Annotated in this window: 24 protein-coding genes; 15 read left to right on the top strand and 9 right to left on the bottom strand. The window is 39.9% G+C overall.

Annotated features, from left to right (window positions below; genetic code table 11):
- Positions 1-50: 50 nt before the first annotated feature.
- Positions 51-971, bottom strand: a complete 921-nt coding sequence (locus tag BLO34_RS06900; RefSeq protein WP_090753877.1) for a 2-hydroxyacid dehydrogenase — start codon at positions 969-971, stop codon at positions 51-53.
- Between the two features lie 211 nt (positions 972-1,182).
- Between BLO34_RS06900 and BLO34_RS06895 the strand changes: the two genes are divergently transcribed.
- On the top strand, positions 1,183-2,394 hold the full coding sequence (locus BLO34_RS06895) for a hypothetical protein (RefSeq protein ID WP_157686709.1): 1,212 nt from the start codon (positions 1,183-1,185) through the stop codon (positions 2,392-2,394).
- Positions 2,395-2,440: 46 nt separating this feature from the next.
- Here the strand turns inward: BLO34_RS06895 and BLO34_RS06890 are convergent, their stop codons facing one another.
- The 5 genes from BLO34_RS06890 to thrS form a co-directional block, all read right to left on the bottom strand.
- Complete coding sequence (locus BLO34_RS06890) at positions 2,441-3,616, bottom strand: acyloxyacyl hydrolase (protein ID WP_172823962.1); 1,176 nt, start codon at positions 3,614-3,616, stop codon at positions 2,441-2,443.
- 196 nt (positions 3,617-3,812) lie between these two features.
- Positions 3,813-4,157, bottom strand: a complete 345-nt coding sequence (gene rplT / locus BLO34_RS06885) for a 50S ribosomal protein L20 (RefSeq protein WP_090753869.1) — start codon at positions 4,155-4,157, stop codon at positions 3,813-3,815.
- A gap of 102 nt (positions 4,158-4,259) precedes the next feature.
- Positions 4,260-4,457: a 50S ribosomal protein L35 gene (gene rpmI / locus BLO34_RS06880; protein ID WP_041496324.1), complete on the bottom strand. Its 198-nt coding sequence runs from the start codon at positions 4,455-4,457 to the stop codon at positions 4,260-4,262.
- Positions 4,458-4,677: 220 nt separating this feature from the next.
- The gene (infC, locus tag BLO34_RS06875; protein ID WP_262491894.1) at positions 4,678-5,190 is read right to left on the bottom strand and encodes a translation initiation factor IF-3; all 513 of its coding nucleotides are present in this window, start codon (positions 5,188-5,190) and stop codon (positions 4,678-4,680) included.
- 58 nt (positions 5,191-5,248) lie between these two features.
- The gene (gene thrS / locus BLO34_RS06870; RefSeq protein ID WP_090753866.1) at positions 5,249-7,195 is read right to left on the bottom strand and encodes a threonine--tRNA ligase; all 1,947 of its coding nucleotides are present in this window, start codon (positions 7,193-7,195) and stop codon (positions 5,249-5,251) included.
- A 122-nt stretch (positions 7,196-7,317) separates the two neighbouring features.
- Between thrS and BLO34_RS06865 the strand changes: the two genes are divergently transcribed.
- From BLO34_RS06865 to BLO34_RS06815, 11 genes are all read left to right on the top strand, one after another.
- Complete coding sequence (locus tag BLO34_RS06865; RefSeq protein ID WP_090753863.1) at positions 7,318-8,523, top strand: hypothetical protein; 1,206 nt, start codon at positions 7,318-7,320, stop codon at positions 8,521-8,523.
- A 77-nt stretch (positions 8,524-8,600) separates the two neighbouring features.
- Positions 8,601-10,184: a hypothetical protein gene (locus tag BLO34_RS06860; protein WP_090753860.1), complete on the top strand. Its 1,584-nt coding sequence runs from the start codon at positions 8,601-8,603 to the stop codon at positions 10,182-10,184.
- Positions 10,185-10,425: 241 nt separating this feature from the next.
- A complete protein-coding gene (locus BLO34_RS06855) occupies positions 10,426-10,785 on the top strand; it encodes a BlaI/MecI/CopY family transcriptional regulator (RefSeq protein WP_090753858.1) in 360 nt (119 codons plus the stop codon).
- 2 nt (positions 10,786-10,787) lie between these two features.
- On the top strand, positions 10,788-13,289 hold the full coding sequence (locus tag BLO34_RS06850; RefSeq protein WP_090753856.1) for a M56 family metallopeptidase: 2,502 nt from the start codon (positions 10,788-10,790) through the stop codon (positions 13,287-13,289).
- Positions 13,290-13,393: 104 nt separating this feature from the next.
- On the top strand, positions 13,394-13,549 hold the full coding sequence (locus BLO34_RS06845; protein ID WP_090753853.1) for an SsrA-binding protein: 156 nt from the start codon (positions 13,394-13,396) through the stop codon (positions 13,547-13,549).
- A complete protein-coding gene (locus BLO34_RS06840; protein ID WP_090753851.1) occupies positions 13,550-14,359 on the top strand; it encodes an ABC transporter substrate-binding protein in 810 nt (269 codons plus the stop codon).
- A 73-nt stretch (positions 14,360-14,432) separates the two neighbouring features.
- Positions 14,433-15,059 (top strand): LemA family protein, encoded by a 627-nt coding sequence (locus BLO34_RS06835; protein ID WP_090753848.1) that lies wholly within the window; start codon positions 14,433-14,435, stop codon positions 15,057-15,059.
- 3 nt (positions 15,060-15,062) lie between these two features.
- Positions 15,063-15,503, top strand: a complete 441-nt coding sequence (locus BLO34_RS06830) for a TPM domain-containing protein (protein ID WP_090753846.1) — start codon at positions 15,063-15,065, stop codon at positions 15,501-15,503.
- A complete protein-coding gene (locus BLO34_RS06825) occupies positions 15,500-16,303 on the top strand; it encodes a TPM domain-containing protein (protein ID WP_410503927.1) in 804 nt (267 codons plus the stop codon). The genes BLO34_RS06830 and BLO34_RS06825 overlap by 4 nt, the downstream gene beginning before the upstream one ends.
- 226 nt (positions 16,304-16,529) lie before the next feature.
- Entirely contained in the window at positions 16,530-16,949 is a 420-nt protein-coding gene (locus BLO34_RS06820; RefSeq protein WP_090753840.1) for a hypothetical protein, read from the top strand.
- Between the two features lie 64 nt (positions 16,950-17,013).
- On the top strand, positions 17,014-18,297 hold the full coding sequence (locus BLO34_RS06815; protein ID WP_090753838.1) for a DEAD/DEAH box helicase: 1,284 nt from the start codon (positions 17,014-17,016) through the stop codon (positions 18,295-18,297).
- A 108-nt stretch (positions 18,298-18,405) separates the two neighbouring features.
- Here BLO34_RS06815 and BLO34_RS06810 read toward each other — a convergent pair whose 3' ends face one another.
- Positions 18,406-18,927: a GNAT family N-acetyltransferase gene (locus tag BLO34_RS06810; RefSeq protein ID WP_090753834.1), complete on the bottom strand. Its 522-nt coding sequence runs from the start codon at positions 18,925-18,927 to the stop codon at positions 18,406-18,408.
- 312 nt (positions 18,928-19,239) lie between these two features.
- Here BLO34_RS06810 and BLO34_RS06805 point away from each other — a divergent pair, with 312 nt between their 5' ends.
- Entirely contained in the window at positions 19,240-20,850 is a 1,611-nt protein-coding gene (locus BLO34_RS06805) for a SulP family inorganic anion transporter (RefSeq protein WP_090753831.1), read from the top strand.
- A 3-nt stretch (positions 20,851-20,853) separates the two neighbouring features.
- On the opposite strand, the gene BLO34_RS06800 is transcribed toward BLO34_RS06805, so the two are convergent.
- Entirely contained in the window at positions 20,854-22,065 is a 1,212-nt protein-coding gene (locus BLO34_RS06800) for a retropepsin-like aspartic protease (protein WP_090753829.1), read from the bottom strand.
- Positions 22,052-22,783 carry an SIMPL domain-containing protein gene (locus BLO34_RS06795; protein ID WP_090756510.1) on the bottom strand — a complete coding sequence of 244 codons (732 nt, stop codon included), beginning with the start codon at positions 22,781-22,783 and terminating at the stop codon, positions 22,052-22,054. The genes BLO34_RS06800 and BLO34_RS06795 overlap by 14 nt, the downstream gene beginning before the upstream one ends.
- 369 nt (positions 22,784-23,152) lie before the next feature.
- Between BLO34_RS06795 and BLO34_RS14715 the strand changes: the two genes are divergently transcribed.
- Both BLO34_RS14715 and BLO34_RS06785 read left to right on the top strand, forming a co-directional pair.
- Positions 23,153-23,953 carry a M23 family metallopeptidase gene (locus BLO34_RS14715; RefSeq protein ID WP_090753825.1) on the top strand — a complete coding sequence of 267 codons (801 nt, stop codon included), beginning with the start codon at positions 23,153-23,155 and terminating at the stop codon, positions 23,951-23,953.
- 147 nt (positions 23,954-24,100) lie between these two features.
- On the top strand, positions 24,101-25,729 hold the full coding sequence (locus tag BLO34_RS06785; protein ID WP_090753823.1) for an acyl-CoA carboxylase subunit beta: 1,629 nt from the start codon (positions 24,101-24,103) through the stop codon (positions 25,727-25,729).
- The last annotated feature ends 4 nt before the right edge of the window (positions 25,730-25,733 follow it).

The following is a 25,733-nucleotide window of genomic DNA, read 5'->3' as shown; positions in this document are numbered from 1 at the left end:
TAGTATTTCAAATCAGCCAAATAAATACAAGATCTTTTCGTCTGTAGCAATTAATACTTGCGTTCCCTAGAAACTCTATTCTTCAATTCCTCACCATTTTTCATCCTGCGATAATTCTCAACAATTTGTTCCACAACCGTTGGCGGATTGCTATTACTCGCAACGTGCGGTGTAATCAGGATTTTGGGATGCTTCCAGAAAGGGTGATCTTCTGGTAAAGGTTCTTGATTGAACACATCAAGCGATGCACCTGATAAGTGCCCTTTGTCTAATGAACTCAACAAATCTTCCTCATTTAAATGACCACCGCGAGCTACATTGATCAGATAAGTATCCTTAGGTAGTTTATCAAAAAGCTTAGTGTTTAAAATCTTTCTTGTTTTGTCAGTCAGTGGCAATAAGCACACCATAATATTTAGATTTTCTAGGAAATCATCCAATTGATCATGACTATAACTTTCAATACCAGCAGCGTTTTTTAACGTATTGGACCATCCAGAAACCTGAAATCCTACTGCTTTTAATTTTTTACCTACAGCTTGACCCAGCGTTCCAAAACCCAATATACCTACATGAACATTTTCAACCCTGGAATAAGGTAGTGGCTTCCATTCGTGAGTTGGTTGGGAATAGATGTGCAAGTTCTTGATGTGGTTCAAACATAACGCAAGTACAAATTCTTCCATGTCGCCAGATAGCTTATCATCAACGACACGAGTCAGTTTCACGTCTTGTGGCAACGATGGGTCAGCAAATAAGTGATCCACACCAGCACCTAGTGAGCCTACTACTTTAAGATTGTCAAATCCTTTAAAACTGCCGTTGGGCGCTTTCCACGTCATTGCCATTTCTACTTTTGAAGTGTCATTTGCGGATTCTGGGGTCACCACTTCAATAGCAGGATCAAACTTATGGAATGCATCGATCCACGGTTGATAATCCTCATCATTTCTTATCAATAAAATAGCCACAGTTCTTGGTTTTGGCCTACAATTTAAGCCAGAATAATGACTATTGCTATGTCTTTAATATGGACTTATGGTTTGAAGGCTAGTTCGCTTTCGCGAAAGCGAATTCATGATCATCAACACATTAAATAAACGAGGCTATAACATAATATTAAGAACTTTAGCCGTTTCATTAACATAAAATTAGTAATTTCGAGTACCAACCAACCACAAATTGAAGTCAACAATAATTGCTCTGCTGCTAATGCTGTGCTGCATTTACAGAGCACAGTCACAAGAAAATGATACTGTGCGGAAATCTGGTATTGACAAACTCAACCTCTTGAGTACGCATCCATTTGGTATTTATATTTCTCGAATTTCCCAAAATTTCAAGAAATCTGCTGTGGGTCAAATCAGGATGCGTCTGCAACAGCAAAGCGGTAATGTATTCCAACCACAGTTAACAGCCTATCTACCAGAAAATCCTACAGTACGCGAGGACTTTTCAAATACCACATGGTTTTTTAGAGTATTTACTTATCAAGATCAAGAAACAACACCTACTCAAATATTTGAATTTGAATTTGATGCGGTTCTCAAGGTTTATCGCGTGGATCTGGAAATACCCGTGAGCGATAAAAGCGAGCTGCAAATAGGTGTACGTAGTTTCACTGCGGTAAAAGGCAATTATCCTTTTTCTTATTTCTCAAGTGATAGTTCTATTGAATGGTTTCATAGCAATGTTGCTGGTGGTGAAGACGCCTTTGGCCGTAGGTTTTATGGTCTCAATCAAGTGAATTTTGAATATACAGATGCGAATGACCGTCAATTATCGATGGATCAAGGTGAGCTATTCTTAGGTGGTATTGAAGCATCGTATCATTATTATCCAGAAATTGAGTGGCTGAAGAATAAAAACGTTTTTACTAATGTCTCTTTTCATTCCGGCTGGAACACCACTCGATTCAATAGATCTATCGATATAGGTTTTAGTGCAAATCTTTTGAAAGAATGGAATGTGAAGAATGGTGACTTCTGGAAATTGGGACTAGGAGGAAGTGTGCTTAGAAAAAATGTTTTAGAATTTGATCAAAATGTGGATTTAGGAAACAATGACTATTTAGCATCTGGCGAAATCATGTTAGAGTGGACTGATATAACCAATAATGGTAACTACAACAGCATAGGAGTAAATTATCAGGAACAAACTCGTTATCGCAAAAAAGCTGAAGAAGATTATGTGTATCTAGAAGGCGATTGGTCTAGTATTAACGCCGGCTGGCACAATGCCTACACTACATTATTTGAAAGTTTGAGTAGTTGGACCATTCACTTTACACATGGTCGACAGCGTATTCAATATTTTGTGTATGTAAAGGAAGATCTAAAGGTGAACAACGCACCAGATCTGGAAAGCGGCATAGGAGTGAGGTTCAAGTTGTAATAGGTAAAACTTTAAGCTCTTATATCATAACACCATATCGACAGGCTTACCATTGATAACCCAATTGAAAAACAATAGGAACCGCCACGCCATCATTTCTAGGAAAGATATTACCGTTGGAGTAGTGGATGATCTTTAATTCTGCATTCCATTTGCGATCCTTACCAAAATAGGCGCCTGCCGCCATGAAATCCTGATAGGTCACTTTGGGTCCAGTTTTTACTCCATCAATGTCTTCTCGAGTAATGAATGTAGGACCTATAACACTATAGGTTCCATAAGCATCAAAGCCATCGCGACGCCAGAAGAAGAAGTTGATATGTGGATAAATAGAAAGCGCACCAGTCCACTTTTTATCGATACTGTTTTCAAAAGCAGTAACGCTAGCTCCATATCCTATGCTAAAAAACTTTTTGGATTCATATACCGTTTTAGTATAGTTGGCAAGTACAGTATTGGATGCCTTGGCGTCACCATACCAGAAGACTGGTATCCCAAGACTTTCCGTACCAGCAACTCTGGCATTCATGGAAAAGATTTTGTTAGGCGCGTAACCTATAAAATCATTACCATAACCTACTTGCAGGGTATGCGTTGGAAAAAAAGGTCGGTCACTTGCCTCGTCATCAGTTGGCTTAGGAGCCAACTCGCTGAGGTTGTACTGTACGCCAAAACTATAATTTTGAATGGACGGTTGATTTTCTTTATCCTTGGGAATGTGAACCGCATGAGCGAGCAGTTCCCATTGATCTGAAAGTTTGTAGGTAACACCGGCTGCAGCTAGAATAGATAAATAGCGATAGTCCTCAACACCAGTTTCAGTTCCTAGGGTGAATCCTTTACGAGCCACCGTCGCAGGTCCAGCTTCTACAAATGCACCCCAACGATCGTTGAAATGAAAATCTTTTTTTGCCGTTAGTGACCACACATTTGTCCAGACAGATTTGCTAAGATTCGTACCGCTGACTTTATTGTATTCGAACCAACTCGCGGGACGCAGTACTCCGTACTGAACTGCCCAATCTGGTGCAAACTCATACCCTAATAATATGCGTCCAGAAAATCTATTGGGACTGGTGTCTTCAAAGGTAAATCCAGGTTCCAATTGCCGTTCATTAAAATCATTGAAGATCATTCCTAGATTGAACTGCACGTAGGTTTTTGAAAGAAATGGATAGTCATCCTCGGCAGTTTGTGAATAACCGACAAGAGAAAATAGCAAAAGGTACGAGCTTAAAAGTTTTGTCTTCAATAGGAATAATCAAGAAGCTCAAAAATAACTTTAAAAGAGGTAACCAGGAAATGTGAGGTTTGTGTGATTGTTGCGCTTTCGCGAAAGCGGACTCATTCAATAGCATAAAAAAATCCCGACCATTGCTGATCGGGATTTTCCTTAAATGCGAGAGGTTGTTACACCTTTATTTTACTTTGTTTACTACTGCTTCAAAAGCGTCTGGGTGATTCATTGCAAGGTCAGCAAGAACTTTACGATTCAATTCGATGTTGTTCTTTTTGACAGCTCCCATAAACTGTGAGTAGCTCATTCCATGCATTCTTGCACCAGCGTTGATACGCGTGATCCATAATCTACGGAATGTTCTTTTCTTGTTTCTTCTATCGCGGTAAGAGTAAGACATTGCTTTCTCTACTGCGTTTTTAGCTACCGTCCATACGTTTTTACGACGTCCGAAATAACCTTTTGCCTGTTTTAGGACTTTTTTTCTGCGGGCTCTTGAGGCCACTCTGTTTGTTGCTCTAGGCATAATTTTAATTTTTTAGTTATAGGCGATTCAATTTGAATTCTTGTAAGCCTGGTAACTGGGTTTGTAATGAATTAATAAACCATCAAGGTTTACAAAATGGTCTTACTTAAGACGCAATTGTAACTTGATATTGTCTTCGTCTGCTTTGTGCACTAATGTATCATGCGTCAAAGCTAGTTTACGTTTTTTGCTCTTTTTAGTCAAGATGTGACTTTTAAAAGCGTGCTTTCTTTTGATTTTCCCTGTACCGGTAAGCTTGAAACGCTTCTTGGCACTGGATTTTGTTTTCATCTTAGGCATAAGTTCCTTTTTTAAATTCTCGCATCCTTAAACTGAAAGTACTCCAGAATTAAGGACTGCAAAAGTATCGTTTTATTTCTATTTAGCTCAATGTTTTCGCAATAAAATTGACGACTATAGCTAGGCTATAATTAAAAACCAAAAAGACTGCTTCATATTTGAAACAGTCTTCCATCTATTTTCTGTAAGTGTTGCGGTTTATTCTCTAGAACGCAACTAATTATTTCTTCTTAGGAGCAAGAAACATATTCATACGTTTCCCTTCCATTTTAGGCATTTGTTCCACTTTACCTAGTTCTTCAAGATCTTGGGCAAGTCTCAGTAGAAGAATTTCTCCTTGATCCTTATATATAATGGAACGTCCTTTGAAAAACACATAAGCTTTTAACTTAGCGCCTTCTTTAAGAAACTTCTCTGCGTGATTCTTTTTGAATTCATAATCATGATCATCAGTATTAGGTCCAAAACGGATTTCTTTGATCACAACTTTTGAAGCATTAGCCTTCATGGCTTTCTCGCGCTTCTTTTGCTCATAGACAAACTTTTTGTAGTCCATGATTTTTGCTACTGGTGGATCAGCATTTGGAGAGATCTCAACGAGATCCATTTCCATTTCCTGAGCTTTGGCTAGGGCATCTCTGGTGTCGATAATTTGTGGTTCAACACCTTCTCCTACCAGTCGTAGTTTGCGAGCACGTATTTTCTCATTGATTGCGTGCTTGTCTTCCTTGATAATCCGCGCTGGTCCGCGGCTTCTGCGTCTTCGTATTGCTATGGCTAAATAATTTTAATTAAACTTCAAATGTTTTTATACTGCTGGCGACTTCTTTTTGGATCATTTCTGCAAATTGTTGTGCAGTCATGGTTCCTAGATCGTCTCCACCATGTTTACGTACAGAAATAGTGCCATCCTTTTCTTCTTGCTCACCCACAATTAACATATAGGGTAATTTGGCCATTTCTGCCTCGCGGATTTTCTTACCCATCGTTTCGGCTCGATTATCCACTGTAGTACGAATTTCGTTAATTTCTAGGGTATCCGCTATATTTTTTGCATAATTTTCGTATTTCTCGCTCAAAGACAGCACGGTACACTGTTCAGGCATTAACCACAATGGGAAATTCCCGCCTGTATGCTCTAGTAAAATCGCGATAAATCGTTCCATACTTCCAAATGGCGCTCTGTGAATCATGACAGGTCTGTGTGACTCATTGTCAGCACCTTTGTACCAAAGGTCAAAACGTTCTGGCAGATTGTAATCCACTTGAATAGTTCCCAATTGCCAGCTGCGACCCAAGGCATCCTTCACCATAAAGTCCAGTTTAGGACCGTAAAATGCAGCTTCACCTTCTTCTACCACAAAATCAAGACCTTTTGCTTTTGCAGCTCTAAGAATAGCATTTTCTGCTTTTTCCCAGTTGTCAAGGTCACCTATGTATTTCTCAGGTTTTTTAGGATCTCTAATGCTTACCTGTGCGGTAAAGTTTTCAAATCCTAAAGATCCAAATACATAAAGCACCAAATCAATAACATCCATGAACTCCTTATCCAGTTGGTCTGGCGTACAAAATATGTGAGCATCATCCTGAGTAAAACCACGTACTCTGGTCAAACCGTGCAATTCACCACTTTGCTCATAGCGGTAAACCGTACCAAATTCTGCAAAACGTTTAGGTAAATCTCTATACGACCACTGGATGCTTTTATAGATCTCACAGTGATGCGGGCAGTTCATTGGTTTTAATAGGAATTCTTCATCTTCAGCTGGTGTGTGAATGGGCTGGAATGAATCGGCTCCATATTTTTCATAGTGACCACTTGTCACATAAAGTTCCTTAGAACCTATGTGCGGTGTCATTACCATCTCGTAACCTGCTTTTTTCTGAGCAGCTTTCAGGAAATTTTCTAGACGCTCTCTAAGCGCTGCACCTTTAGGTAACCACAATGGCAAACCTTGGCCAACTCGCTGTGAGAAGGTAAATAATTGCAGCTCTTTACCTAATTTTCTGTGATCTCGCTTTTTAGCTTCTTCCAGCAATTCTAGGTATTCTGTAAGATCTTTTTGTTTAGGGAATGAAATACCATACAATCGTGTCAATTGCGGATTTTTTTCATCGCCTCGCCAGTAAGCACCGGCAATACTCATAATTTTGAAAGCCTTGACGATTCCGGTATTGGGAATGTGACCACCACGACATAGATCTGTAAACGTATCGTGATCACAAAAGGTGATCTCACCATCAGTCAAGTTCTCGATCAATTCAACCTTAAAAGGATTTTCTTCATCTTTATATTTTTGAAGAGCATCAGCTTTTGAGACTTCCCGCATGGAAAATTCATGTTTACCGCGAGCAATTTCAATCGCTTTTTTCTCAATGGCTGGAATATCAGCTTCGGTTATTGAGCGACCTGCAAAATCGATATCGTAATAAAATCCATTTTCTATGGCAGGACCTATGGTCAGTTTTGCTCCTGGAAACAATTCTTCCACGGCCTGCGCCATAATGTGTGAAGATGAATGCCAGAAAGCCTCTTTTCCTTCTTTATCATTGAAGGTGTAAAGAATAAGACTACCGTCAGTTTCTAGTGGTGTTTTAGTTTCAACTTTATCGCCATTGAAACTGGCACTTATAACGTTGCGTGCAAGTCCATGAGATATACTCATCGCTACATCCATAGGAGTTGCGCCGCTTTCAAACTCTTTTATGCTACCATCAGGCAGTGTGATATTGATCATAACTACAAAATATGAGCGGCAAAGTTAAAACCTTTCAGAGGATTGACAACTGTCCCTTGAATAAACAAATGTTTTAGTTAAGTGGGTATTTTTGTATCATTGAACTACTTAAACCACTTGAAATGAAACTGTTTGGAACTAGCCAAACGACTAAAATTTGTTTAGTTGTTTTTATGGTATTCGCTTTCGTGAAAGCGAACTCACAAACAGACTCTGCCAGCATCATTAATACTTCCTATACATTCACAAAAAATGACAGCAGGGAACAACTCTTCAAAACTATTAACGATATACGAGCAGATCATCAAGTTGAGGTAAAATTAATAGCCTATAGTCGCCGCGAGAATCAGGTCAAGGAATTGGGTATCGCACTCAGGCCTGAGAATGGTGAATGGATGGAGTTCAATGCGGTTAAAGAACAAGGCATCAAATCAGTATGTATTAATTTGATAGATGGCGCTGTAAATTATATCAAGAGCTGCGATGATAAGGAGATAATAACACCTCGCTCGCCAGTGTTACGGCAGGATGTCGTCACGTCGCAGGAGGTTGTCAAAGCAGCTGACAAAACCAAAACCCGCCAAGAGCAACTAGACAGCCTGAAAGCCGGCGCAGTTGCTGCAAAAGAAGAACGACTTTCTCTAAATCAACAACAGGATCTAGAGAGAAAGGAACTACAAAATGATCAACTGGCTGGAATCAAAAATGATTTGATTATCGACACAGATTCTATAAAAAGGGAAAAGGCACTGCGCAAAGCAGAACTACGCAAACTGCAGATCGAAGTAAACCGCTCCACGCGAGAGCGCCAAAGTCTCGCCTATAATAATAAAAGAGAGCGAGCAAAAAGAGACAGCCTTCAAGATCAACAGCTGAGATTGCAGGAAAAGCTGGATAGTCAGCAGCGATTGCTTCAGGAAACTCTCGCGCAACAAATTATCAACGATGAACTGATTAAAAAGCAACAGCAAATTATAGAAGAACAAGGTCTTAAATCAGAAACCGCAGAAAGTCTGAAAGCCTACCGCAAAGCGATGCTGGGAGAAAATGACGGCCATGACTTCAAATCTCAGGGCTATTTATTATTTGCCATGGAGCAATGCCTTTATAAGGTTTATGAAGGTTACACGATTGTCTACGGGAATCAAGGTAATTTTTTATTTACCATCAATAAAGAACTAAACACATCACCTATGGTTGGGACGCTCAATATTAATGGAGACACTTTTGACTACAGCTTTTCTGGCGATGTGCTCTCCATCAAGAATGCTAATGGCGATCTGGTCAATCAAGATGGCGCGCCGTTAGCGACCCTAAATAAATATTAGGAACACACATTATTCTATGAGTCAGGCTGTTGCTCTTCTAGAATAATGACTATTTTTGACTGCTAAACTTATTGAATATGAATGCATTTGTAGGGAAATCGCATTATTTGGGTATTGTATTGTTTTTGCTGGGTATCGCTTTCGCGAAAGCGCAATCCACAACAACCACTTCACAAAACGGAATCCAAGAGATTACCATCACATCAAAAGACGATAGAACATCTTTGTTTAAAAAGATCAATATGATCAAACAGGATTATGGTATATCAACCACATTTAAGGATTACGAACTGGGTCGCATGGGATTGACGACTATAGAACTGGAATTTACATCTTCTAATGGTTCTAAAACGATTAAGGCAAGTGATCCATCAGGTATATCAGGTCAAGTTTTAAGAATTGATACCTCGACTAATAATTTAGTCTATGCTGGCGTGATGGAAAGTAACTCCATCAATCAAGCAACAGCAAATGTTACTGCAGATAAGCCAAAAGTCATAGCAACAAAGCCAGCTCAAACATCAACTTACAGTATCAAATCAGAAACGGTAACTGATCCAGACGCACTTGACAAGTCGCAAGTAGATATGAGTGGTCCTAAAGAAATCACTGCAGCGGAAAAAGCGAAGCAAGATGCCGAGAAAGAACGTGTAGCTCAACAGCAACTTGCCGCCCAAAAAGCCCAAGCCCTAAAAGAGGAACTAGCTAGAGTTGAGGTAGCCGCCAGAGAAAGGGCAGCTCAAGAAAAGTTAGATCAAGAAGCTGCTGCGATGGAAGCTCAACAGCAACTTGCCGCCCAAAAAGCCCAAGCCCTAAAAGAAGAACAAGCTAGAATTGAGGTAGCCGCCAGAGAAAAGGCCGCACAAGAAAAGTTAGATAAAGAAGCTGCTGCGATGCAAGCTCAACAGCAACTTGCCGCTCAAAAAGCTCAAGCCCTAAAAGATGAACAAGCCAGAGTTGAAGTAGCTGCCATAGAAAAGGCCGCTCAAGAAAAATTAGATAAAGAATCTGCTTCGATGGAAGCTCAACAGCAACTTGCCGCTCAAAAGGCAGAAGCTCTCAAACTAGAGCAACAAATGAAAGATACAGCAGCTAAAGAGAAGGTTGCTAAGGAAGCACAACAGCAGCTGGAGATTCTAAAGGGCAAAGATCTTGAAGCTAATCTAGCTCAAAACGAAATGATTATTGAGGATGAAGTTTCGCTACAAAATATAGCAGATGCTGCAGAGCGTGAATTAGAGAATAATCTAGTGGTGCCAAATAAAAAGAAGATGAGTGCAGAGGCAAGCACGGCTTTCAAGGAAAAGCAACAATTAGCGGCCGTCCAGGATGACGATGCTAGTATGAAACAAACCATCGCCGAGCTTAAAAGGATTCAAGAAAAAGAGGCTCGCAAGGTGAAAAAGTCTGATGTCAAAGATCAAGGCTATGTTTTCATTAACGCGCAGCAGTATAATTATGAAGTTTATAAAAACCGTAGCTTAATTTATGATGCTACTGAGCGTACTGTACTCGTCTTGCCTACAGAGCTTGATGGTCGAGCAGTAACAGGAACGACCACAATTAATGGGTTGCGCTACAAATTTAATTTCAAGAATAACATTATAACGCTTCAGAACGGTGCAGGAGAGTTGGTCGACTTAGAAGGTAACTTGCTGTAAAAGTCATTTAAATGATAAAATTAAAGCACGCTTCTAGCGTGCTTTTTTTATTTAATAAAATGATGAAACGATAAATTTAGTTGAATAACTATAAAAACAGTTTGATAACTAAAATAATAGTTATATGTTTGAAATGCGTTAGAGCTAGAAGTAGAGATCCTTAATAATCGTTTCTCGATTTTGAAGATTATAACCCAATGCCTGACTACGTTTTATCGTGGTAACATCTTAATTAAATCAAATGGAAAAACTCACACAAAAGGAAGAAGAAGTCATGCAGGTGCTATGGCAACTCAAGAAGGCCTTTGTCAAAGAAATAGTGCCTCATTTGGAAGGTTCCAATCACTATAATACGATCTCAACGGTGGTGCGTAAACTAGAGGAAAAAGGCTTTGTAGGTTATGAGGCTTATGGTAAAACCCATCAGTATTTTCCCGTAGTCGATATAGAAAGTTATCGCAACAAATATGTCAATAACGCCATGACCAGTTATTTCAATAACTCTTATAAAAACATGGTTTCGTTTTTTGCCAAAGAGGAAAAAATAAGTGCTCAGGAACTGCGCGAGATTTTGGAAATGATTGAATCTAAAGAAGATTAGCCATGGAAGATGCATTTATCTACTTATTAAAAAGTGCTGGTGTACTGAGCATTTTTGTCATCATCTATCACCTACTGCTTCGCAGACTTACCTTCTTCAAAGCCAACCGGGTCTTTTTTCTATTTGGGTTGTTCGCGAGCATCACATTTCCGCTTATTGAAATTACCCAAACCGTTTATGTAGAACAACCACAAACCATCTACTCACAAGATGAAATCGCTGCTGCCATGTCAATGATATCGCAAGAACCAGCTGCAGAGCCACTTATTGAAACAAGCCAACTCTTAGGAATACTTTATCTGGCCATTTGTCTTTTTTTCATAAGTAAAATGATCGTAGAGCTTTTGTCCTTAAGGAAACTCATCGCATCAGGAAAACAAAGGTTGGAAGATGGATTTATAAGAATATCGCTTTCGCGAAAGGTGACTCCATTCAGCTTTTTCAATTACATCTGCTTTTCTGAAAATGACGAGAATAATGCGGACAATGATTTGATACTAAAACACGAGCAAGTCCATGCCAGAGAATGGCATAGTGTGGATCTATTATTAAGTCATTTATATTGTGCGGTTTTTTGGATCAATCCGCTGGCGTGGTTGCTTAAACGACAGATAGGCGAGAATCTAGAATTCATCGCAGACGCTACTGCCAAAGTGGAAAACAACACAGGCATAAGCTATGAGCGCACATTACTGTCCAGCGCCGCCAGCCACATGCAACCAGCACTAGCCAACAATTTTTTCACTCCATTCATTAAAAAACGAATTCAAATGTTACAAAAAGAAACCTCCAAAACCTGGAATGCCTACAAGTATGCATTGATACTTCCTGTGATCGTGCTATTCCTATATAGTTTCAATACGGTTACTAAAACGGAGTATATTAAGTCTGCCATTGAAAACAGTAAGACAGAAAAGGAATCGTCGAATGAGATTAAAACCCTAGTAGAAAACTCATTGCAGGATGAAAGTGTGAAGAACGGTGAAAGAAACGGTAAAGAAAACACAACGGTATCCCGAGAAACCATAGAATTCAAAATCGTAGCCACTACGACAGAGGAAAGTCTAGAAAAATTCAAGAAAGAATTGAAAACAAAACACAACGTAGATTTCAACTACAGCAATCTAAAATATAAAGACGGTAAAATCATCAGAATCAAAATAGAACTAGACGACAACCGCGGCTTCAAAGGCTCTCAAAATATCAAAGGTGATGACCCGATTAGTCCCATTTGCATCACTGGAGTTCTTGAAGGAAATTACAAACAATGGAACATGGGGAATTGTGAAGGTTCGAGCAGGTCAAACAATAGCGTGAGTTATTCAAGTAATGGTAAAGGCAGTATTAGATATAGTCCAGACTCGCTTTCATTCGCCAACAGCTTTACCTATGATACAGATTCTTTAATGAACTCGTTGTACAGCATGAGAAAGATGAATATGGACTCGCTTCATAAAGCCATGAGAGCAGATTTTAAAGATCTTCAACTGCAATTGAATGATGTTGACTTGAAGAATTTAGAAGGCGAATTGAAAAGAGCGCAAATAGAATTGGACAGGATGAATATGGATTCACTAAGGGAATCCTTGAAAATGACCAGATATGAATTGCGTAAAATGAATATGGATTCCATTAGAAATTCTCTTAATAATTCTAGACTCAAGATAAGAAGAATGAATAAGGATAGCATGTCTTCCAATTCAAACAACAGATTTGTTTTTAGGGATAGTTTGGGTAAACGTTTTGAAGATATCGTAATCTATGATGCACCGAAAACCAAGCGGTTGACACCTTCTAATATCTCCAAAGATAAACAACCTCTACTAATAGTTGATGGACAACCAGTTGATTATGATGAGTTGGAATCCTTAGATCCACAGAAGATCAAGTCCGTAAATGTTTTAAAGAATAAAGCTGACACTTCAAAATATGGAGAAAAGGCTAAAAATGGTGTTGTTGAAATTTTCCTCAAAACTCCAGAAGAAATGAAAAAGAATTCTACGGATAGGGTTACCGTGATTAACGGTAAAGGATTTATTAGCGACTCAGACCCTAGAGCGATTCCTTACATAGTCATTAATGGTGTTGTGGCAAAGCAAGAGCAAATGGACGCGCTTGATTCCAATAAGATTGAATCTGTAACCGTGTTGAAAGGTGATAATGCAACGGCACTTTATGGTATCGATGCAAAAGACGGAGCCATCATTATAGTGACAAAAGTCAAAGGTTCAAAATCAAAAACAGTAGCTCTAAACTCAACTTCATTTTCCATTACCATCGATAATTTTACTGATGCAGAAATGAAGAAATTTAAACAAGAACTTGAAAATAATGATCTCAGTTTTAACCTAAGAACATTTAGAAAATCTAACGGATTGCTTACTAAGCTAAAATTTGATTTAGAAGGAGTTGCTTATACTTATGCTATGAATAAACCTATAAAAAGTCTAACGGTCAAAATAGATGATCAAGGCGCCAAGCCATTTGTATCCTACATGAAGTAATGTAGAATAGCTTGTAAATAAAGGAGGCCGCTGAATTTTTTTTCAGCGGCCTCTTTTGTTTTTGTTAGCAGTTTGCTTTAAGGGAATTAAGTATTTTAGAACCCATGAAAAAATCCATTTTCAAAACGCTAGCCAAAATCAACAAAAAAATCCTACCCAGCTATAGTAAAGATGAAGATTTTGACCTTGCCAAAGCTTCCAAAGTCCAAATGGCGCTCATAGGCTACAAAACTTGGGTAACAAAAAATTCTCTGGGATAGGTGAGTATCTCAATAAATGATCAGTGCCAAAGAACTGTAGAACTAGAAGCGATTCCCAAACGCATCATCTCTCTAGTACCATCACAAACTGAATTGCTATATGATCTAGGTCTGGAAAACCACATCGTTGGGATCACTAGATTTTGTGTGCATCCGCAGCAGGCATTGGAACATAAAATAGTATTAGGCGGTACTAAAAAGATCGTAGAAAAACGGGTTAGAGATCTCAAACCAGATCTGATTATTTGCAATAAAGAAGAAAACACTCCACAGATCGTGGATTTTTGCTCATCCATCTGTCCTACCTACGTTTCTGATGTTGCAACACTTTTTGATGCATTGGAAATGATTGATCATTTGGGTAAACTAACCGGCACCACAACAATAGCACAGAAGCTTTCCAGCGATATCGCTGTAGAGTTCAAGAAACTTGCAAATCTGCCATCCAAGCTGCGCGCTCTGTATCTCATTTGGAAAAAGCCCTATATGAGCGCCGGCAAGGACACATTTATTAATGAAATGATGTCTCATGCTGGTTTTAAAAATGTACTGGATGATCAGGTCAGGTATCCAAAATTGAAACTCAATGATATTATCAACCTTAAGCCTGATGTTATTCTACTTTCTTCAGAACCATATTCGTTTACAACTAGCGATGTAGATGATATGAATTCCGCTTTCGCGAAAGCGAACCAACCACAAAAACGCATCATAATAGTGGATGGCGAGCCATTCTCATGGTACGGCAGCAGGTTACTACAATCGCCAGCCTATTTCAGGAAATTACGAGAGCAATTGCAAATGAGTTAAAACCATTTTCTTTGTGAATCATTGTAACTTTCCGCTTTAAAATCATACCAATCAATATCTAAAAAGTATTAAAATGACAAACGGTAAAATAGCAGGATTAGGATGTGGTGCACTTGCAGGCATAGGAGCACTAGCAATCATTGTGATAGCAGTTATATGGGGAATCTCATGGAACAACAGTGCGGTAGCAAAAAGCGAAAGCGTTCAATCCCAATGGGCAAATGTAGAAAGTAGCTATCAACGCAGATCTGATCTTATTCCTAACATCGTCGCCACCGCAAAGCAGTATGCAGAATTTGAGCAGGAAACGCTTACAGGCGTTATCGAGGCAAGAGCAAAAGCGACTTCCATCAATGTTGATGCATCTAACTTAACTGCCGAAAATATTCAAGCGTTTAGCGAGGCACAAGGAGCAGTTTCCAGCGGTCTGGGCAGATTACTTGCAACTTATGAGAATTATCCAGATTTGAAAGCAAACGAGAACTTCAAGGAACTCATCAACGAACTGGAACGTACAGAAAATCGCATCAATGTAGAACGCAATCGCTACAACGAGAACGTACGCGTTTACAATCTACAGATAAAGAAATTCCCAGGATCCGTATTTGCTTCCATCCTAGGTTTTGATGAATCTCCATATTTCAAAGCAGATGAAGGTGCACAAAACGCACCAGATGTGGATAACCTATTTGGCAACTAGAACATGACCAGCAAGGTAGAGGCATTTCTAAGCGCGCAACAAGAGGAGGAAATCGTAGAAGCCATTCGTGCGGCAGAGCTTCGCACCAGCGGCGAGATACGAGTTCATCTGGAAAGTAGCTGTGCTGGTAATGCCTATACTCGTGCTCAGGAATTGTTCCATCAACTCAAGATGGACAATACAAAAGATGCGAATGGTATTCTTTTTTATCTGGCCGTTGATGATCGCAAGTTTGCGGTTTTGGGTGACAGTGGTATCAATCAGGTCGTGCCAGAAAATTTTTGGAATAGCATAAAAGATGGTATGGAAGCACGCTTTCGCGAAAGCGAATTCACCAAAGGCCTCATTACAGGAATCCATCAAGTAGGACAGAAGCTAGCCGCCTATTTCCCGTGGCACAAGGATGATATTAACGAACTTCCAGACGAGATAACGACCAGTTGAAACAGCTTCACTTATATATCTGTAGCGTGATGTTTTTCCTTTCAGGAATGGCATCTGCACAATTTGAAATCCCGCCAAAACCTAGTTCTGGATCTGCTCAAACAGCCGTTTATGACTATGTCAACCTATTGGATGAAGGTCAAAAATCTGCGTTGACAAATAAGCTGGTGAGGTATGCAGACAGCACCAGTACTCAAATCGTGGTTGCCATTATCTCAAGTACAGAAGGTCAGGATATTTCAATGGTATCGGCAGAATGGGGCCAGACTTGGGGAATAGGTCAAGCAGATGAGGATAACGGTATTTTGATTTTACTTGCTAGAGATGATAGGCGCGTTGACATATCAACAGGTTACGGCATCGAGTACCGCCTGACCGATTTAATGTCAGAGCGCATCATTAATAGAGTTATCATACCAGAGTTCAAACGTGGTGACTATTACGCAGGACTCGATAAAGCTGCAGACGCCATTTTTTCTGCACTTAATGGTGAGTTCAAAGAAGATCGCGATTTTTCAAAGGATTCTGGAATCCCTATTCAAGCCATAATTTTCCTAGGGTTTATCATTTTGGTGATTGTCATGAGCATCAAGAATAAAAATAATGGCAACAACGGCGGCAGGAAATCTGGTGCATCGCTACTGGATATTATTGTTTTAAGCAGTTTAGGCCGTGGCGGCTTTGGCGGCGGCGGTAGTTTTGGTGGCGGATCGAGCGGCGGTTTCGGCGGTGGCGGTGGATTTGGAGGCGGCTTCGGCGGTGGCGGTTTTGGTGGCGGTGGCGCCAGTGGCGGATGGTAATCTTTTTAAGAATCAAGAATCAAGAATCAAGTTCCAAGTTCCAAACTTCTAACCTTTTACTTTTAATCCCAAGGTTAAATTCTAAGATATCTAATCTCCAATCTCCAATTCCAAGAACTACGATTAGAGATTCAGATTCAAGTTTTTAATGACTTGTCATATAATGCGACACGGTTCAAATAAAATTTTGGCAGCATACTTGATATGATTTTTAAAATCATCTATCATGCGCTATCTCTACCTACTCTCATTTCTCTTTCTTGCATTTTCGTTTTCTGCGTGTGATCCGTTGACAGATTGCATCATTCCCACGAGACCAGAGTTACCTAATTCGATATTCAATACAGCAGTTGCAGGTCAATATTATGAACACAGCTTTAGAGCTCAAGTTGACAACGAGCCTAGAGACGACAGCTATTTCTATTACTTCACGGTAAATGGCTTGCCTAGAGGAATGGATTATGAATGGGAAGGACGCAGACTTTTCATTTTTGGTTCGCCATTAGATCGTGGAGATTTTAGAATCAACGTTTTCTTGACCGTAGAACCAGTTTTCTTTACAGACGATGATGGCGGGATACTTGAAGACGGCGATACGCTTTGTGAAGACTCTACCTCACGGGATTACACATTAAGCGTCAGGTAATACATATAACAATAGATTGCAGCTGCATTTTTAATAACCGTACCTTTGCAGCTTAATACAATACATGACATTTAAAGAATTGGGGCTCGACGAGTCCATCCTGAAAGCTTTACAGGACCAAGGATATGAGAATCCAACACCTATTCAAGCACAATCCATTCCCATCTTATTAAAAGGCAAGGACCTATTGGGCGTTGCACAGACCGGTACCGGTAAGACTGCCGCTTTTTCCATCCCAATACTCCAGCAGCTGTTGGAAGGTGAAGGACCTAGAAAGAAACGTAAGGTCAGAACGTTGGTGGTTACACCTACCAGAGAGCTAGCGATCCAGATCGATGAGAATTTTACCGCTTACGCGAAATATACTAACATTAAGAATACCGTTATTTACGGCGGTGTCAAACAAACCAAACAAGTCTATGCACTACACCAAGGCGTAGATGTACTAGTCGCGACGCCAGGAAGATTATTGGATCTTATAAGCCAGAAATATATTTCGCTAGCAGATATTGAATATTTCGTGCTTGATGAAGCTGACCAGATGCTGGACATGGGCTTTATCCACGACATCAAGAAACTACTCAAATTACTTCCTAAGCAAAGACAGTCATTATTCTTTAGTGCAACAATGCCTAAAGCGATTGTTGAACTATCCAGACAGATTTTAGGAGATTTTGAGCGAGTAACCATCGAGCCAGAAAAAACTACCGCAGAGAAAGTGGAGCAGGTTATCTATCACGTCAATAAGAAGAATAAAACCAATTTATTGGTGCACCTTCTTCAAACTGATATGAATGACTCGACCTTAGTTTTCTCAAGAACAAAACATGGAGCCAATAAGATCGTAAAAGACCTTGAAAAAGCGGGAATCAAAAGTGCCGCTATTCATGGAAACAAATCCCAAGTCGCGCGTCAACGTGCTTTAGGTGATTTTAAAGACGGTAAATTACAAGCGCTAGTCGCCACAGATATTGCAGCTCGCGGTATCGATATTGATGAACTTTCTTATGTCATCAATTACGATCTTCCCAACGTTTCAGAATCATATGTACACCGTATAGGCCGTACAGGTAGAGCTGGTGCGAGCGGTATGGCAGCAAGTTTTTGCATGTTGGAAGAGCGTCCATTTTTAAAGGACATTGAGAAACTGATCCAGACTAAAATCCCTGTGATAGAAGATCATCCATTTGAGTTTAAAATGGAAGATGCTGCAGAGCCTAGCTTGAAAAAACAAGGCGGAAATAGAGGTCGCGGCAGTAACCGCAACTCTAGACCATCCGGTGGTAAACCTAAAAATTCAGGTAACCGTAACAAGAGTAGAGACCGCAGTCGCAGTTCCAACTCTTAAGCAGTGATACCATACATTGATTTTTAAAAAGCGACTCTGAGTCGCTTTTTTTGTTTGAAATTAGTTGCGGTATAGTTCGCTTTCGCGAAAGCGGAATTATTGAAAACGTTACTTCAATTGTAATTCATAAAGATTGTTCAGTGAGTTAGGCATTTGTTTCTGTCTTACCTTTTTGAACCCGTAATCTTCATAATACCTGCACAATCGCTGGTTGGTACTATCACAATCCAACCGAAGTAGATCGATTTCATTAGATGTAGCCAGCTTCTTTATTTCCAATAAAATTTGATGGCCTATATGATGACCCTTTAAATTAGGATGAACCACCAGCGAGTGAATGTAAAACGCTTTTTCTTCTTGAGGTCCCCAATATTTAAGATCCATGTTCATCAAACGGTACATGGCTACCAGCGTTTTATTGTTAAAGAAGAAGTTGAATTCATCGTTTTCAAATCCTTCCCGTAACCAGTCCAATCGCTCCTGAGGTGGATCAAGCCAATAGTTCCACTGGTCGATATCTCGTTCCTGTAAATCTTGAGCTGTTATTTTAAGAAGTTCCAGAGCTAGGTTAAGGTCATTTGGTTTTGCCTTGCGATAAGTAAGGTCTTTAAGTAGGTGCTTCATGGACATGTGTGAAGTTTCAAATATAGAAATCTGATGAGGTATTTGATTTAGGTGAGTAATTACTTTTCAATTTCAACAGTGCTGGATGATGCTCCTATAATTAAATTTCGGAAGTGTACTATTGGATAATATTTCACCCATGGTTCATTTTCTTCTCGTCTGGCTCTGTGAGCAATTTGATCCTAAATATTTTGATTGGGATGTTATTTATAGACTAATGAAAGCCAAAAATAGATCCTTGACTTATTGATGTTCTCCTTTTAGCACTACGTTACAATAGCCTATTTTTGCACGTTTTATCCATAGTAGTATACCTGTATGAAACTCTTTAACAACTTTGTAGGAAACCCTAAGAATGATGTGCTTTCGGGTTTGACCGTTGCACTAGCATTAGTTCCCGAGGCAGTAGCTTTTGCTTTTGTGGCTGGTGTGGATCCTATGGTAGGATTGTATGGAGCCTTTATGATGGGATTGATTACCGCACTATTTGGTGGTCGTCCTGGAATGATTTCTGGAGCGACAGGAGCAACGGCTATCGTAATGGTTTTATTGATCAAAACGGGTAATGAGGTAGGAATGGCCATGGATACTCCTTATGAGAATCTTGGATTACAATGGTTGTTTATAACACTTCTTATTGTAGGTGTGATACAAATGGCCGCTGGGTTTCTACGTTTAGGTAAGTTCGTACGATTAATACCGCATCCAGTAATGATGGGATTTGTGAATGGTCTTGCTATTGTGATATTCCTAGCGCAACTTGATTTTTTCAAAACAGGAACTGGAGATGCCAAGGAATGGTTATCAGGTGCATCTCTTTACATATTATTAGGGCTTGTGGCCTTGACTATGGCCATCATGTATTTTCTTCCTAAAGTTACTAAGGCTATTCCTGCTGCTCTTGCTGCGATCGCAGTAGTGGCTGGAATAACAATTTTTGGTAACCTTGACGTTGCCACGGTCGGTTCTTTTATAAGAGATGGTGGCGGTAATGGAATGCAGGGATCGCTACCAGAATTCCAGTTCCAGATTTTTACTTTGTTTGAAACGATACAAGGAAACTGGGTGATCATAATTAGTACTGCGGTCACGATTGCAGCGGTTGGTTTGATAGAATCTTTAATGACCTTGAACCTTGTTGACGATTTGACGGAAACTCGCGGTAGCGGTAACCGTGAATGTGTTGCACAAGGTGCTGGTAACTTGGTTAACGGACTATTCGGTGGAATGGGTGGTTGTGCGATGATAGGTCAATCCATTATCAATGTAAATTCTGGTGGTCGTGGTAGACTCTCTGGTGTCGTTGCAGCGATTGCCCTGTTGATATTTATTCTTTTTGGCGCTCCAGTAATAGAACAAATCCCAATTGCGGCTTTGGTAGGCGTTATGTTTATGGTGGTGATTGGAACTTTTGCGTGGTCTAGTTTTAGGATCATCAATAAAATCCCGCTAGCAGATTTAATCATACTGATCGCTGTGAGTGCGATTACGGTTTGGTTGGATCTTGCAATTGCAGTTGTGACTGGTGTTATTATGAGTGCGCTTGTTTTTGCCTGGAACAGTGCCAAGCGCATTAGAGCCAGAAAAAGCCTAAAATCTGACGGGACTAAAGTCTATGAAATTTGGGGACCACTTTTCTTTGGATCAGTAACTGCGTTTAATGCAAAGTTTGATCCTAAAAACGACCCTGATAAAATTGAGATCGACTTCATGGAATCCAGAGTTCAGGATCATAGTGGTGTGGAAGCTTTACGTAATGTTGGAAACAAGTATTTAGACCTTGGGAAGCAAATCAAACTCACACATCTAAGTCCAGAATGTCAGGAACTATTGATACGACGCAATCCAGAATTTGCAGATGTTATTGAAACCAGCATTGAAGATCCACGTTATCATATTGCGATTGATCTAGCAGATTCAGAGATCTAATAATTAGTCATTCAACAATGCCTGTTTTTTGAGAACTATGGATTGTACTTCTCCATTTTTGAGATAACGCAATTGCATTTCTTGAAGTTTGTCCTCGATTTTGAAGTTGGTTAACGCACAAGCAGTTTCTCTATTCAGATTCTCAAAATTTGTTTCATTTATAGAGAGAATGGTATCGCCTACTTCAAATGGTAAATCTATTTCCTTAATACGATTTGCCACGATAGCTTTCATAGTATTCAGCCTATATCCAAACCCGAAGGTTTTCTCACTAACCAGATCATTTTCTGAAACTTCTTTCCAGTAGATCTTCTGCGTTTTCCAGTCAATGATTGATATATAATTGTCGATAAGTTGATTGCCTATAAGACCAGAAACATCATTATCTATGACCACATTGTTTAGAGAGATGCCACCTAGATTTAGGGTGTCCACCTTGAAGATAGCTCGCTCTTCAATTTTACCTACACCATAAATTCCAGCGCTACTTTTTCCGTATTTAGTTATGTGAGGATAGGAGTTTGGACTTTCAGAGTTCAGTAATGTGGTCAATCCACCGCTGTATCCTGTATCGTATGTATATTCTGTGCGCTGTCCATCGATTATGCCATTTACCAGCGGTGTCATTTGTGGACGCATGGGATGAAATTCCATGACCTTAAAACCTGAAGTACTAAAATCTTCTATCGATTTTGCAATCTCAATCTCTTTTTTTTGGTAATCAAATTTCCATATGGAAATTGACATTTGATTGGCACCCAAAATTCCATCATATCCAATGCAGTCAATCTCAAAAGATCCATCAAAATCAGTTACCACAGCTCCTATGTTTTTATAGGATAAACTGCCTAAGGTCATTTCAGGTATAATGATGAATTCTCGATTTTCAATGACATCCTGGGAGTCACCCAATGGAGCTTTTTTCCCATTCTGTATTTTCAAGTCTTGGAAAATCTTTTTGGAAATCAATGTAGGTGCACCAGTATCGACTAGAAATTTATAGGTTTTTGAATTGATGACTACCTCGACCATGGGCATATCATAATACTCAAAAGGAATTGTCGTAATTGGTTCATTATAATCAACACTCTCGTTGCCAAAAACACTCAAAGCAGATGAACAACGGATTAGCAATCCACAAATAATGAACAGAACGATGAGGTTGATGTGATACCGCTTTCGCGAAAGCGAACTAAATAAACTACTCTGCTTCATAAACCAGTTTCATGGTAATGGATGCCGTCTTTTCCTTTGAGCTGGTGTTGTAGGTGCCGCCCCAAGAATAATCTTCAGAACTATTCTGGCCTGTAATCTGAAACACGCCCATATCTGCAGATTCCAGATCACCTAGGGATCCACCAGAGTTTTTTGCGATTTGCTCAGCTCTAATGCGGGCATCTTCTGTGGCTTTAGAGATCATTTCGATTTTAAGATCTGCGAGTTTTGTAAAATAATAGCGAGGTGATTGCGAGTAGAACTGAACACCTTGATTAAGTAACTCAGTCACCTCACGTGAAATCTTTTCGATTTTTTCAACGTCTGTAGATTGAACGCTTATCGTTTGCGACAATTCGTAGCCCACAAAATTGGTTCCCTGATAATTACCATTGGCTCCATAGATAGGGTTCGTTTTTTCAGAAGTATTTACCGCGCTAAAAACCAGCATATCGCTAGAAAGCCCTTTGTTTTTCAAGTAGCTCTCTATGGTATTCTTATTATCGGCAAGTTTTGCATAAGCATCACTCAACACGGTACTACTTGCCGTAAAGCGACCTTCCCAAACGATGAGATCAGATACGAAATCCTGACTTCCCAATCCAGTCACTTCAATAGTTCCTTGTTTTTGATTGCGATTGATCACTGCATGTCCCAATACGATGGAAGCAATAACGATGGCGATGGCAAAAATGATAGCGGTAACCGAATTTTTCATAGGAACAAAGTATAATCTAAAATTAGTAATTTTATCCTCAAAGGAACGTGTTCTGTCAAATTTTAGAAGAGTAGGAATAATAAATAAACTACTGAAAATCATCAACTTTGATAGCTTCTAAAATTCAAAAATCACTGATGTTTGTAGTTCCTAATTTGTTCATCAATTAGTCAACTATAGCATTCAGGAACAAAATACAAACTACAGTCATATCGCAAAATGCATGGATGATGATATAACGACTAAAGCGCAGCTCAAAACATTCAAATTAATTTCCAAAAACAAAATCTTTCCAGAGCATATCGACGGTCCATACTAGAATAGGAATGATTCACGTTATCCTCTCACAACTTGCTGCGTTGCTTTTCTATGAGATACTTGATACCCTTTATTTTCTTTTTCACCAATTTCCTAATGGGTCAGGATCTAAACGTTTCCAGCGGTGCCATTGCGGTTGAAGATGGCTATGATTATCTGGTGACAAACCGGGAACCTTTCCCTATCACGGTTCTGCTCAAATTCAAATTGAAGAATTTAGAAACCAGTAGAGATGATCTCGAGTTTACTATTCCGCCAGAGAGTAAAGATTTAAAGGTCCTAGAGTTACGTATGAAACGCCCGGCGGCTTACGGTTATAGTGCTAGCGCCTCTTACATTCCAGGTGATCAATCAACGCAACCTGATGACTATGCTTATCAATTGCCTTATGCGCGCAATAGTTCGTATCGCGTTTCGCAGGGTTATGATGGTAAAAGCACCCATCGCGGTAAGTATGCCATTGATTTTTCAATGCCTGAAGAAACACCAATTCACGCCTCTCGAGGTGGCATCGTTCTAGAGGTTGTTGCCTCTAATAGCAAAGGATGTGCCCAGCCAGAATGCCTTGACTATGGCAACCACATACGCATATTGCATAAGGATGGAACCATTGGAGAATATACTCATCTAAGATTTGGCGGTTCACTAGTGGCCAAAGGAGATCTCGTGGAGCCCAACCAGCACATAGGTTACAGCGGCAATACGGGATGGTCCACAGGTCCTCATTTACATTTTGCCGTTTTCAAGCCTAGCTTCAACAGCCGCAGCTATACGATTCCCGTCCGGTTTAGGTTGGACAATGTGACGATTGTGGATCAACTTGAGGAGCAACAATACTACCGCAAACCGTGAAAGAATCATTTGTTCTTTGAGATATTTAGGGTAGGAATCTTAAAATTTAGTTATAGTGTTTATGTAAGTTCCGCTTTCGCGAAAGCGGACTCATTTCAAGCATCTTTTGAATCCCAAAAACATTATTTTTGAGAAAAAGCACCCTGCATGGACTTAGACTTCAACAAGAACGAAGATCACAATAAATTATTAGTGTCAGATTTACGACAAAGATTTGCCAAAGTCCGCCTGGGCGGTGGTGAGAAGCGCATCGCAAAACACCATTCCAAAGGAAAAATGACAGCCAGAGAGCGCATCAACTACTTATTAGATGATGAAGACAAAGCGGTGGAAATAGGAGCCTTTGCAGGTGATGGAATGTACGCAGAACACGGCGGCTGTCCCAGCGGTGGCGTTGTGGTCAAGATAGGTCATGTGTCAGGAAAACAGGTAATTGTTGTGGCAAATGACGCCACGGTAAAAGCTGGAGCGTGGTTCCCTATTACTGGTAAGAAAAACTTGCGTGCTCAGGAAATTGCTATGGAAAATAGGCTGCCCATCATCTATCTAGTGGATAGTGCTGGGGTTTATCTGCCCATGCAGGATGAGATTTTTCCTGATAAGGAGCACTTCGGTCGCATTTTTAGAAATAATGCGGTCATGAGCAGTATGGGAATTACCCAGATTGCTGCAGTTATGGGAAGCTGTGTCGCTGGTGGAGCCTATTTGCCTATCATGAGCGATGAGGCGATGATTGTAGATAAAACCGGTAGTATTTTTCTAGCAGGAAGCTACTTAGTAAAAGCAGCCATAGGAGAATCCATCGATAATGAAACGCTAGGCGGCGCGACCACTCACTGTGAGATTAGTGGTGTTACTGATTATAAAGCCAAAGACGACAAAGATGCTCTTGAAAGAATCAAAAGCGTGATGGGTAAAATTGGCGATTTTGATAAAGCTGGATTCAATAAAATAAAGGCAACAAAGCCTGCCAAGGATCCGCAAGAAATATACGGTGTGTTACCACGAGAGCGCAGCGCGCAATATGATATGATGGAAATCATTGAGCGTATTATTGATGCAGATTCCTTTGACGAGTACAAAGCTGGGTACGGCCAGACCATTATTAATGGTTATGCTCGTATCAATGGCTGGTCAGTTGGAATCGTTGCCAATCAACGCAAAATTGTAAAGACTAAGAAAGGTGAGATGCAATTCGGCGGTGTGATCTACAGTGATAGTGCTGATAAATCGACAAGATTCATAGCCAATTGTAATCAAAAGAAAATACCGTTAGTTTTTTTACAGGATGTTACTGGTTTTATGGTAGGATCTAAAAGTGAACATGGTGGTATCATAAAAGATGGTGCTAAAATGGTGAGTGCGGTTTCTAATAGCGTCGTACCAAAATTTACGATTGTGATAGGTAACAGTTACGGAGCAGGAAACTATGCGATGTGTGGTAAAGCTTACGATCCACGATTGATAGTCGCGTGGCCTAGTGCAGAACTAGCCGTGATGAGCGGTAATAGTGCTGCCAAAGTATTGATGCAAATCGAAAAGGCATCCATGGAGAAATCTGGAAAGAAATTAAGCGAAGAAGAGGAAAAAGAACTTTTCGCCAAAACAAAAGATCGCTACGACGATCAAGTATCGCCTTACTACGCCGCCGCAAGAATCTGGACAGATGCTGTTATAGACCCAATAGATACCAGAAAATGGATTTCTATGGGTATCGAGGCAGCTAATCATGCACCTATTACTAAGGACTTTAATCTTGGGGTGATACAGACGTGATTAA

The sequence above is a fragment of the Nonlabens sp. Hel1_33_55 genome (genome assembly GCF_900101765.1).
GTDB lineage: Bacteria > Bacteroidota > Bacteroidia > Flavobacteriales > Flavobacteriaceae > Nonlabens.
Note: the sequence above shows the minus strand (reverse complement) of the source record. Positions and strands in the feature narration are given on the sequence as shown.